The sequence below is a fragment of the Streptomyces sp. NPDC050842 genome (assembly GCF_044456565.1).
Taxonomy (GTDB): Bacteria; Actinomycetota; Actinomycetes; order Streptomycetales; family Streptomycetaceae; genus Streptomyces.
Genome location: NZ_JBITGA010000015.1, coordinates 144,458 through 155,753, shown reverse-complemented (window position 1 = coordinate 155,753; position 11,296 = coordinate 144,458). Strand labels below are relative to the sequence as shown.

Sequence of the window (11,296 nt, the reverse complement as noted above, 5' to 3'; positions counted from 1 at the left end):
GAGTTGCCTACGCGTCACGCCCACAGTCCTACCGGGTCCCACCCCACGAAGAGCACAGAACCCGGCAACTGATCACGACATCACACAGGCCCTAAGGGGCTGTCTCCGCCCGGGCCGCCCGAGCCGGTGCCGACACCGTGTGCGGCGAAGCGGTCCGCCGCGCGGGTGAACGTGTCGGCCTCGTATTCGTGGGCGAAGGCGGGTTCGGCGAGGGCGAGGTCCGGCGACGATCTCCGCCCAGCGGTGCAGGACGACGAAGCCGGTGCGTTCTTTCAGGCATGGTGGTGGCTCGGGCAGCTGGAGGTAGTACGGCAGCACCGGTCGACGGCCGTACGTTCGGTGCTCAGCCCAGAAAGGCCGTCAGCCGGTCGTTCAGCTGCCGCGGCGCGGTGAGTGGCAGGGAGTGGTGAGTGGCTCCGGGAAGCAGGGCCACCTCGGCGTGCGAGAGCGTCCGGCGGGCCCTGTCGGCGGCCTTGCCGGCGTGGTGGGCGCGGCTGCGCTCCGCGAACACGGCCAGCACCGGCATACGGAGGTCGGAGACCCGGGGGCGGCCGCCGACGACGAGCTTGCGGCCGGGGACCGTGGTGGCCAGCGCGTAGAGGCGCTGCCAGGTCTCGTCCGGGTGGGCATCCGCCGTCTCCCAGGCCAGGAAGGCGCGGGCACGGGCCTCGCTCGGGCGGATCAGGGCGCGCAGGGCGCGCAGCAGGTAGCCGGGACGGAAGCCGGCGAAGACCTGGGTGGGGTCAACAAGGACCAAGCGGTCCACCCGCGACGGTGCGCGCAGTGCGTATCTGACGGCCAGCCAGGCGCCGTACGAGTGGCCGCACAGGTGCGTGCGGGCGAGCCCGAGGCCGTTCAGCAACGCGTCCAGCCAGACCGTCAGGTCGTCGGCGCTCTTCAGCGGTGTGCCCTGGCGTTCGGTGCGGCCGGCGTCGCCCAGCAGGTCCACCGCGTAGACCCGGTACCGCTTGCCGAGCGCCGGTGCGTTGGCGAACCAGACGAGGCCGGTGGCCGAGCCGCCGGGCAGCAGCACGAGCGGGCTGCCGTCCGCCGGGCCGTACACGTGGACCCGGGTGGGCCCGTACGGGGTGGCGACGTCACGCTCCTCGGTGGTCTCGGGCCAGCGGGCACGGAGCTCGTCGTAGACACGGTCGAAATCGGGCAGAGACACGGCGATTCCTCTCACTGGGCAATAATCTTGCTGAGCGAGATGTTAGCTGCGGGACCGAGGAGTGCACATGGAAGAACAGAGCGAAGAACAGAGCCGGGCGATGGGGCTGGTGCACCTGCTGCGCGCGGTCACCGTGGAGTTCGACATGCTCGGCGCCGAGTTCGCCGCACGCCACGGACTGCATCCCACCGACGTGCGCGCGCTGATCCACCTGCTGGACGCGGAACGCGCCAGTACACGGGCCACGCCCGGATGGCTCGGCGGGCAACTGCGGCTGAACTCCGCCGGGACTACCTCCCTGGTGGACCGGCTGGAGCGGCTCGGACTGGTCTCGCGCAGCAGGGACACGGCGGACCGGCGACGCGTGCTGTTGAAGGTGGAGGAGAAGGCCATGGACCTCGGACAGTCCTTCTTCGGGCCGGTGATCGGCGAAGTGCTGGTGGCCGCGGAGGTGTTCGAGGCGGGCGAGCTGGAGACGGTGCGCCGCTTCCTGACCGCGGTGCTGGAGTCCGCCGGGCCGACGAAGGCCCCGGCACCCAGCTCTCCCTCGACCACGCCCGCGAGATGCGCCTACGGCTGGAGCCGGTCATCGACCGCATCAACCAGCGGTACGGACGGCGCCTCACCGGGCCCGCCGGCGCCTACCGCCAGGCCAGCTGACCCACTACCGCCGGTCTACTCCGGCGGGTGACCGGGTGCCGGACCGTGGAAACGGCGGCGTGTCCCCGAAGCAGCAGGGTCTCAAGCGCGCTGCGCTTGCGCTGCTGCAGTGCGCGCGGGCGCCGACCACGGGGTGAAGACGATCGCCCTGTAGCCGTCGAACTTGGGCTGGAAGCGCAGCTCACCGGGCAGCGCGCCCGGCGCGGGCACCGTGTCGCGGGCCTGCGCCAGCATCGGTTCCACCGGCGGCCGAAGGACCATACGTCCGGTCTACGGGCTGCTCGGTGTCCCCCTCGACCGGACGCAGCCGCTGGCGTCGAGGGCTAGGCCGGAACGGACGGCCCGGTGTGGCTCGGCTTCCTGGGCCCCGCCGGACTGTCCGCGCTCGCCGCCATCACTCACCAGGCCGTCGGCGACCCCCGCCGCGACCGCCGGCCAGATCGGCGGTACAGGTCCCAGAGCCGGCCCCGAAGTGTCATTCCGTTAGGAGGCTGAGGCGTGGACCGCGCGCCGGACGGCCGGACGCGGCGCGTCCCCCGGGCGCGCCGCGTCGCTCTACGCCCCTACCGTCAGCAGGGGCTCAGCCAGTCCACCCAGCCCCAGGGGGCGTGGCGGTCCTCGCTGTAGCCGCCCGGCGAGGTCCAGCCGAGGTTGCCGTTCGAGTCGTAGAACCTGACGTACAAGGTGGAGCGCTGGTTGTTGATCCAGGAGCCAGTCCCGGTCCAGCTGATGAAGGTGTAGGAGTTGCAGGTGTACAGGCGCAGTTGGTCACCGGTGAAGTTCTCGCCCGGGTAGGCGCACACGTAGGTGTACGGGCAGCTGGCGGCCGCGCCGACCCCCGCGTCCGGGGCGGTCAGGTCGCGGGCATTCCGCTCGCCGGGGAGCGTGAGCAGCAGCTCACCACCGCCCTCTAGGACGATCTTGTTGGCGCTGACCTGCGTCCCGGGCATCTTCGCCAGGTAGCCGTCGACCCGGGCCTGGAGGCCCTTCGCCTCGGTGCCGTTCAGCCCCGCGCTCCTGGCCTGGTCCGTGAAGTCGGTGCGGGCGTTCCGCGCGGCATCGGCCGCTCCGGCGGCGGCGGGGGTGGCCACGAGGGCCAGAAGGGCCATCATCAGGGCGGCGAGGGTCCGCGCCCACCCGCCGGTCGGTAAGGATCCCTGCTTCGGCTTCATCATCGGGCCACCTCTGTTTCGTCCGTGGTCATGAGTCGGATCATCACTGTGGGCTGCGCGGGCCCCTCCCGTCGTTGGCATCGTGCGCACGTTCCTTTCGCGCCGAGTGCACGACCGCGGGGCCGGTTGACCGACTTCGCCCTATGCCGACGGCCGACCAGCCTCAAGAATGGACGTGTCCACATCACGGAGGTCGGAGCGTGAACGGGATCACTACGGTCTCTACCGCGAGCGTCGGCGCACGCGACGGCTTCGAGTGGTGGTCAGGGATGGTCGGCGACGCCGTCATGCCCGTGGCCATCGCCAGCCCGTACGCCGACCGCTTCCGCGGCACCGCCACGGCAATCCGGCTGACCGACACCGAGGTCTCTGACTTCGCCTTCTCGCCGATGACCGCCCAGCGGGCCGCCGCCCACATCCGGCGCGCGGACCCCGAGCAGTACTTCCTCTTCCTCGTCCACGGCGGCCCGATCGGAATCGAGCAGTGCCGCAACAACACCCTGCTCACCGCAGGCGACATGGCCCTCTTCGACACCTCCCACCCGCTGAGCTGCGAGTTTCGGGACGACGGCCGACTCTCGCACATCAGTCTGCTGCGCCTCCCCAGGGCCACCCTGCCGCTGCCCCAGGACCGCGTCGACCGGCTGCTGGGCACCACCCTTCCCGCCCGCACCGGGTCGGGAGCACTGCTCGCCTCGTACCTCACCGGACTTCACGCCGAGGCCGGCCGGTGCGAGTCGGAGGAGCTGCGTCGGCTGGGCGCCGTCGCGCTCGCGCTCTCCGCGACCTTCCTCGCGGCCCGGACCGAAAGCCCGGTCCCGGCGGCCCACGAGACCCGGCACCAGGTCCTCCTCGCGCGGGTCCGCGCGTTCATCGAGGCCAACCTCGCCGATCCCGGCCTGGGGCCCGCCGCCGTCGCGGCGCACCACTACATCTCCGTGCGGCTGCTCCACCTCCTGTTCCGCGACGAGCCGGAGACGGTGGGCGCCACAATCCGCCGGCTCCGCCTCGAACGTAGCCGCGCCGACCTCGCGAACCCGGACCTCGCCCACCGCCGGATAGGCGAGATCGCCCAGCGGTGGGGATTCCGTCACCAGGCGGACTACAGCAGGGCCTTCCGCCGCGCGTACGGGCTGCCGCCAAGCGACTTCCGCATACATACGGTTTCGCCGCTACCTGGCCAGCGGGAGTGATGAAGTTTCTCTGCACTAGTCAAGCCGGTAGGCCGGGGGGCCTGTCCTGTCGATCACTTGTCAGGCACCACGGTGGTAGCTTGCTCGGAATCATGGGAGGGGTGCCAAAACAGGTGGACAAGGGGTTGCGGCATGCCGCTGTCGTGGCACTCGGCGAGCTCGGGCGAAGTCACGACTACCGGGACCGGGCCGATGCTGGTCACGGCCTGGCGGGTTTCGCCGACATGTCGGAGGCTTTCGGGCTGCTACTTGAGCTTGTGCTCGATCCGCGTGACACCTTCGTCACCAGGCGGACAACGCAAGCCCTGCTTCGGAGAAAGGACAGGATTGGGCTGACGATCGTCGCGTCCGCGCTGGCGGTCGCCAACCCGAACCACAGCGATTGGATTCACACCGCAGTCGTCGATGTGTTGAGCATCTTCTCCGCCGATCGAGACGACGCGATGCGGCTGTGCGAAGAGATGTCACAGGGCGCTGACGACCGCGTTGCCCGAGGCGCTCGTCAGCTGCTGGAACTCTTGGCTGAGATCGATCCCGTTCTTCGCCCCGCATAGGTTTCGTGAGCGCGTTCTCTGCACTAAGTCAAGCGAGGCGATCGTAGGGCGGGTATCCAGGAGCGTTTGACCAAGATCAGCTGCGATGGGGCAGGGTGGTCGGGATGCCAAGGTTGACGGGGGTTCGGCGAGTGAGCCGGGCGGCTTCGGCTTGCTTGGTGCGGACGAAAGTCAAGGTCATGTCGATTCTTTCGATCTCGCCGAGCCACTGTTCCTCCTCGGCTCGTTTGCGGCGGAGGATCAGGTCCTTCTCGATCTCGGCGAGCCGCGGCAGCATCTTGGGATTGACCTGCAGGGCCGGGCATCGGATGCAAGCGTGCTCGTGCTGGCAGGGTGATCCATACGGTCGAGCGCAGTTCCCGAGCTCGACCTTGCGCTTGTCGAAGTGCTCTTCGAACTGGGACCACTCCTGGGCGGTGACGTCGGTGTATTCATCGTCGGGCCGCAGGGTTCGGCGGTGGTTCAGGAACTCTTGGTAGTGCTTGACGATGTCCTCGGCGAAGACCGCGACGTAGCCCTGCGTGGTCCGCAGTTTCAGGTGTCCGAGCAGGGCCGCACCGATGTGGATCGGCAGGCCGCCATTGACGATCTCGGTGGCGAAGAGCCGGCGGAAGTCGTGCGGGGTGAACTTGATCCCGGCGAAGGCAGGGTTCGTCTTGGCGAGCTCATCGCAGCTGCGGCCGAGCATTTCGAGCACGGTGTTGCCTGACATGACCCCGCGGACGCTGCCTCGGTGACGCTGGAACAGGAATGGCATGGGGTCCAGCCAGATCCTCTCGTGGGGGTCGTAGCGGGTCAGGAGCGGGATGGGCCGGCCGTCGCGGGTCTGGCGGCGGACGATCTGGGCGATGGCGTGGAAGAGCTCGGCGGACATCGGGATGACGCGCTCGCGTTCGGTCTTCGAGGGGGCGACGACCAAGAGGGCGATGACCTCGCCGTTGGAACGCTCGTATTGGCGGATGCTGAGATGGGTGAGTTCGACGAGTTCCTCGACGCGGATGCCGCTGTGCCGCAGGATCTCGACGGACACCCATTCCCAAAACGCCGTGTCCTCGGCGATCGTCACGTGGATCAGCTCGTCGGTGCCGTGCTCGATGACCCTGACGGTCGGCTCGGCCACGAGCTTCTCCTGGCGGCGGTCCTCCCAGGAATCAGTGCGGCTGTAGCGGCGGCCCTCGTGCTCGAAGGACTCCCCCAGCGGAACCGACCGGGCGAGTTCCAGGAGGCCGGCCAGACGCTCGTAGCGGTCCTCGATGTGCCGGACGAGGACCGGCAGCAGCGGCTGGCGGACGCGGGTTCGGTCGGCCATCCGCCGGTTGACGTCACGTAGCCGTTTGCTGAACCCCTTCAGGTCCCGCGGCATGATCGGGCAGGGCGTCACCCACTGGGCCCACCGTTCCGGTTCCGCGATGGCCCAGCTGTGAAGGTCGATGTAGAAGCTGCGGACTGCCAGCAGAACGCCCGCGGTGTCCTGGCGGAGCTTGGTCCGGTCGGTCTTCCCGTCCTTCCGCCAGTACTGGATCTCGGCCCGCCACTGGTCATAGAGCTCCTGGCTCAGGTTCAAGTCCCGCTGCCCCGGGTTGAGCTCCTCGATCAGTGCCCAGAAATTGCTTGCCAGGTGACGGCTTAGCGATTCGAGGGTGTTGTAGTCCGTTTCCGCCTTGCGACGGGTCAGATAGTCGATCAGCAGCTGCCGGACCGCGGCATTCTTGACGCCGTAACGGTCGACGAGCTCCTCGATGCTGCGCTGGCCGTCATAGACGAACGTCCTCAGCGTCGGCGGCGACCCGGGCGGGAAGTGGCCCATCTTGTGCAGGACCTCCCAGGCGCCCAAGGCCGCGAACCGGGTGGTGTCCTTGTTCGCTCCATGGGTGAGTCCCAGGCGCTTGCTCTCCAGCGAGTAGTGCAGCAGAGCCGACTGCGTCAGATGCTCCATCGCGATGCCCTGCGTGGTCAAAACGCAGGCCAGATCGAACTTCGCCCGGGCCCGATGGATCGCGGTCAGATGGTGCTGAGCGTCGACCGTCTCGAAGAAGGCGTCCAGGTCGGGGTCCTTCTGAAGCTGGCTGCGTAGGTCACGAACAGGAACGTTTGTCGATGCGTTCTGAGAACGATCGCGGGTCAGACCCCTTGGGAATGTTCGCGAGAAGTAGGAACGATCGGGCGGTTCGCGTCTGATCGGCGGCGGGTCTGCGATGGCTGGCGGTTAGGGCAGCCCGATCGGGGCTGCCCTAAGCGGGTGACCGTTCAGCTCGATGCAGCCCTCTTCGTCCCACCACATCCCACCTTGCGTGGTGATGTAGGGGTGCAGCCCGCGGACGCCGCCGCCTTCATGCAGTGCTTGCGCGACCGCGTGGAGGAGGCTAGCCAGATCAGGCCAGGAGTCGGTGAAGTCGCCGCCACCGCTGTGCCCTGCCCAGCCGAGGCGCCCCGCGTCTGGTCCAGGACGCAGGTCGATCACCTGCGCGGCTCCATCGGCACTCTCGGCCCAGGGAATCCAAAGTGGGTGCCACCAAGGCTCGTCTTCCCAGGCGCGAGGGGTCAGGCCGTCGTTCTCCGCTGCGGCGTCCATGCAGGTCTGCCAATGGTTCACGGTGCCGCTCACTGGGAGCGGGGATTGCTCCGGCAGGATGGTCGTCCAAGTGCCTCGCCCAACAGGCAGATGGTGACGGTGCTGGTGAGCTTTCCGCAGATGCCGGTGGCGTGCATCCCGGGACTCACCGGCGCGGGTGTCGGCACGGTGCGGCGGTAGGTCGCGGGTCAGCGGCGGGTGAGGCGGGCGTTGGCCTTCATCAGTGTCGGGACGATGACGTAGACGGCCAGGGGGGCGACGATCGCGGTGAGGATCAGAGTCTTCAGCGGCAGCGCCAGGCCACCGAGGACCGAACCGAGCAGGCCGAGGGCGACGGTGATGGTCGGGTAGACGGCCAGCTGCGTGATCAGCGCGCGGCGATGGACGGACGGGGCGGCGGGAGCAGTGTTCGCGGACATGTACGCCTCCTGTTCGCGGCTGGATCCGTAATCTCCCACGTGGCCGCCGGCCTGGCGGGCCGCATGAGCCAGCTGATGACACCGATAATGAGGCAGTACTCGTCAGCTGACCCGAAGACCGACCGCCAGCGTCAGTTCAAGGACCCGGTGGGGCGATGCGAGATCCGGAAACAGCTCCCGCAGCTGCGACATCCGGTACCGGACTGTCTGGGGATGGACGAACAACGCCGCCGCCACCTCGTCCCGCCTGCCCTGGTGCAGCAGCCACGCCCGCAACGTCTCCTCCAGCCGCCGTGCGGTCGCGACAGGCAAGGTCCGCAGCGGTGCGAGGGCTCGGGTACGCAGGTCTGCGAACGTGTCCATGTCGGCGCTCAGCACCAGCTCGGGCAGGTGGTCCTCGGTGTCGCGAATATCAGAGGAGAGGGAGCGCGCGCGTACGGCTCGTGCGTACGAGGCGGACGCACGAGTCCATGGCCGGGCCGGGCCGACCACGGCGGCGCGGTCGGTGAGCTGCCGCAAGAGATGTGATCGGTCGGCATCGGGGACGAGCAGCACACCAGTGGCGTCCGGCAGATCGTCGAGGACGAGGGTGCTCGGGTCGAGCCCGCGGTAGGCCGGCCGGGCCTGTGCGGCGGGCAGCAGGACCGCGGTCAGCGAAACCGGGGGCTGCCACCCGGCCCGTTGAACAGAGGCCAGCAGCACGTCTGGGCTCGCGCCGGCGAGGAGGTCGCGGGCCAGGTGTTCCAGGTGGCGCTCGTGGGCCCTGCCCCGGGCGGCCAGTTCGTCGGCGTGGCCCGCGGCGCTCGCGGCGGAGAGCTCGTCGATGTAGGCGAAGGTCAGCTCGGCGAACTTGGCGACTTCGGCGGCGGGCAGACCTGCGGGTACGGCACCCGCTGCCAGGCATCGCCAGGCCACGCGGGCGCCGACGCGGTACGCGCTGAGCAGGGCGTCCATCGAACGGCCGGAGCGCACCTCGCCGCGGCCCAACTCGTAGGCTGCGTCACCGGCGTCGCCGCCTGTGGCGTTCCCGCTCGCGAGGTCCAGGTAGTGCCCCAGAGCGGTGCGGACGGCTCGGCGGATGGTGCCGCCCATGCGGCCCGAAAGGGCGTTGGCGTAGGGAGGGACCTCGTCGATGATCGCCTGGACGACCTCGTCGGCGGTGGTCTTCAGCGCGGCCCGAAGTGCGGCGACCGTCGTCTCGTCCAGGGCCAGTTCGCTGGCCCTCCGGATTGCATGGCTCACGTTTTGTTCCCTGCGAACAATTCAGCCGACCAGATTTACGTCTTGCGGTCAGGACTTTACGCCTTGAGGCGCAGCAGGCTGGAGTCATGACGAGTGCAGCCCTCCGCAGCAGGGCGTGGAAACTGCTGGAGATGGTCACGACGCCGCTGCTGCCGTCGGACTACCTCGACCTGGTCAGCCCGCTGCGTGCGGGCGCTGACCTGCGTGGGCGCATCGAGGCCGTGCACCCCGAGGCGGGTGACGCCGTGACTATCGTGATCAGGCCGGGACGGGGCTGGCGCGGCCACACAGCCGGTCAGTACGTGCGGATCGGGGTCGATGTCGACGGGGTGCGCCTGTGGCGTGCCTACTCCATCACCTCGCCGACAAACCGCCAGGACGACCGCGTCACGATCACCGTGAAGGCGATCCCGGACGGCAAGGTCAGCAACCACCTGGTCCGCAGGGCAAAACCGGGCACGCTGATCCAGCTCGACCAGCCGACCGGTGACTTCGTGCTGCCGCAGACCAGACCCGCCAAGGTGCTGTTCCTGACGGCCGGCAGCGGCATCACCCCCGTGATGGGCATGCTGCGCGACATCGAGTTCGACGACGTCGTCATGGTCCACTGCGCGCCACAGCCGCAAGACGTGATCTTCCGCAACGAACTACACGACCTGGTCGCGGACAAGAAGCTGCGGCTCACCGAGGTGCACACCGACACAGACGGCATGCTAGACATCGCCCGTCTCGACGAACTCGTGCCCGACTGGGCCGCGCGCGAGACCTGGGCTTGCGGGCCTGCAGGCCTGCTCGACGCCGCCGAAGAGCACTGGAGCGAGCACGGCGTACCAGAGCGCCTGCACACCGAACGCTTCCGCCCCAGCATCGTCGTCGCCGGCGACGGCGGGGAGGTCACGTTCAGCGCCACCGGCAAGACCGTCGACGCGGACGGCGCCACGCCGTTGCTGGACATCGGCGAGGAGGCCGGCGTGCTCATGCCCTCCGGGTGCCGCATGGGCATCTGCTTCGGCTGCATCACGCCGCTCAAGGCCGGCGCCGTCCGTGACCTGCGCACCGGCGAGATCACTGAGGCCGAGCCGGGCGTCCTCATCCAGACCTGCGTGTCCGCCGCGGCGGGCCCCTGCGACATCGAACGGTAGGAGCAGCTTGACCGCCATCGACCCCACCGCCCACCTGACCGCGGAGCAGATCGAGGAGCTTGGCCGCGAACTGGACGCGATCCGCGACGAGGTGATCGCCAGCCGCGGCGAGAAAGACGCCGCCTACATCCGTAAGGTCATCTCGGCGCAGCGCAAGCTCGAGCTGGTCAGCAGGGGCGTACTGCTGTTCTCAATCTTCCCGCCCGCGTGGCTGCTCGGCACCGCCGGTCTGTCCGTGGCGAAGATCATGGACAACATGGAGATCGGCCACAACGTCCTGCACGGCCAGTGGGACTGGATGCGAGACCCGAAGATTCACTCCACCACCTGGGAGTGGGATCACGTCTCACCCTCCGAGCAGTGGAAGCACTCGCACAACGAGCTGCACCACACGTACACCAACGTGATCGGCAAGGACAACGACCTCGGCTACGGCATCATGCGCGTCGACGAGGACCAGAAGTGGCACCCGTTCCACCTCGGCCAGCCGCTGTGGAACTTCATCAACGCCTGCTTCTTCGAGTACGGCATCGCCGCGTACGACCTGGAGCTCGGCAAGAACCTGCACAAGCGCCGCCGCACGAACCCGGAGTTCCGCGCGCGGGCCAAGGCCGTGGGCCGCAAGATCCGCAAGCAGGTCTTCAAGGACTACGTGATCCACCCGCTGCTGTCGGGCCCGTCGTTCTTCACCACGCTCGCCGCCACGTTCACCGCGAACCTGGTCCGCAACATCTGGTCCCACTCGGTGATCATGTGCGGGCACTTCCCCGAGGGCGTACAGGTCTTCGAGCGCCGGTCGATCAAGGACGAAACGCGCGGCCAGTGGTACCTCCGCCAGATGATGGGCTCGGCGAACATCAGCGGCAGCAGGGCCATGCACTTCATGACCGGCAACCTGTCACACCAGATCGAGCACCACCTGTTCCCGGACCTGCCGAGCAACCGGTACGCCGAGGTCGCGGTGAAGGTGCGCGCGCTGTTCGAGAAGTACGAGCTGGAGTACGTCACCGGGCCGCTCCCCAAGCAGGTGTTCTCCGCGTGGCGCAAGGTCTTCCGGCTCTCACTGCCGAACAAGAAGCCCAAGGTCAAAACGCCGGACCGCGAGCAGGAGCTCGTCGCGGCCTGATTCCCGGTATTGGTTCAGATCTCTCGGCCGGACCGGCGGCACCGC

The 11,296-nt window shown here is 68.6% G+C and carries 10 protein-coding genes and 1 pseudogene; 5 read left to right on the top strand and 6 right to left on the bottom strand.

Translation table 11 applies throughout. The features are described from left to right. Nucleotides 1–343: 343 nt before the first annotated feature. Nucleotides 344–1,171: an alpha/beta fold hydrolase gene (locus ACIBG6_RS36825; RefSeq protein ID WP_399227116.1), complete on the bottom strand. Its 828-nt coding sequence runs from the start codon at nt 1,169–1,171 to the stop codon at nt 344–346. Nucleotides 1,172–1,271: 100 nt separating this feature from the next. Between ACIBG6_RS36825 and ACIBG6_RS36820 the strand changes: the two are divergent. Further along, nucleotides 1,272–1,682: pseudogene (locus ACIBG6_RS36820) on the top strand (MarR family winged helix-turn-helix transcriptional regulator); the annotation flags it as partial. A 230-nt stretch (nt 1,683–1,912) separates the two neighbouring features. On the opposite strand, the gene ACIBG6_RS36815 reads toward ACIBG6_RS36820, so the two are convergent. Then, nucleotides 1,913–2,074, bottom strand: coding sequence for a hypothetical protein (locus ACIBG6_RS36815; RefSeq protein WP_399227115.1), 162 nt, complete (start codon nt 2,072–2,074; stop codon nt 1,913–1,915). A gap of 326 nt (nt 2,075–2,400) precedes the next feature. After that, nucleotides 2,401–3,006, bottom strand: coding sequence for a peptidase inhibitor family I36 protein (locus ACIBG6_RS36810; protein WP_399227114.1), 606 nt, complete (start codon nt 3,004–3,006; stop codon nt 2,401–2,403). A 197-nt stretch (nt 3,007–3,203) separates the two neighbouring features. On the opposite strand from ACIBG6_RS36810, the gene ACIBG6_RS36805 reads away from it, so the two are divergent. Then, nucleotides 3,204–4,196 carry a helix-turn-helix domain-containing protein gene (locus tag ACIBG6_RS36805; protein ID WP_399227113.1) on the top strand — a complete coding sequence of 331 codons (993 nt, stop codon included), beginning with the start codon at nt 3,204–3,206 and terminating at the stop codon, nt 4,194–4,196. An 80-nt stretch (nt 4,197–4,276) separates the two neighbouring features. Beyond that, complete coding sequence (locus tag ACIBG6_RS36800; RefSeq protein WP_399227112.1) at nt 4,277–4,750, top strand: hypothetical protein; 474 nt, start codon at nt 4,277–4,279, stop codon at nt 4,748–4,750. Between the two features lie 76 nt (nt 4,751–4,826). On the opposite strand, the gene ACIBG6_RS36795 is transcribed toward ACIBG6_RS36800, so the two are convergent. The 3 genes from ACIBG6_RS36795 to ACIBG6_RS36785 all read right to left on the bottom strand — a co-directional run bounded on the left by ACIBG6_RS36795 (nt 4,827) and on the right by ACIBG6_RS36785 (nt 8,983). Continuing rightward, complete coding sequence (locus tag ACIBG6_RS36795) at nt 4,827–6,707, bottom strand: tyrosine-type recombinase/integrase (RefSeq protein WP_399227111.1); 1,881 nt, start codon at nt 6,705–6,707, stop codon at nt 4,827–4,829. Between the two features lie 803 nt (nt 6,708–7,510). After that, complete coding sequence (locus tag ACIBG6_RS36790; protein ID WP_399227110.1) at nt 7,511–7,741, bottom strand: hypothetical protein; 231 nt, start codon at nt 7,739–7,741, stop codon at nt 7,511–7,513. A gap of 102 nt (nt 7,742–7,843) precedes the next feature. Further along, complete coding sequence (locus tag ACIBG6_RS36785) at nt 7,844–8,983, bottom strand: PucR family transcriptional regulator (RefSeq protein WP_399227109.1); 1,140 nt, start codon at nt 8,981–8,983, stop codon at nt 7,844–7,846. A gap of 86 nt (nt 8,984–9,069) precedes the next feature. Between ACIBG6_RS36785 and ACIBG6_RS36780 the strand changes: the two genes are divergently transcribed. Then, the gene (locus ACIBG6_RS36780; RefSeq protein WP_399227108.1) at nt 9,070–10,125 is read left to right on the top strand and encodes a ferredoxin reductase; all 1,056 of its coding nucleotides are present in this window, start codon (nt 9,070–9,072) and stop codon (nt 10,123–10,125) included. A 7-nt stretch (nt 10,126–10,132) separates the two neighbouring features. Then, entirely contained in the window at nt 10,133–11,251 is a 1,119-nt protein-coding gene (locus ACIBG6_RS36775; protein ID WP_399227107.1) for a fatty acid desaturase family protein, read from the top strand. The last annotated feature ends 45 nt before the right edge of the window (nt 11,252–11,296 follow it).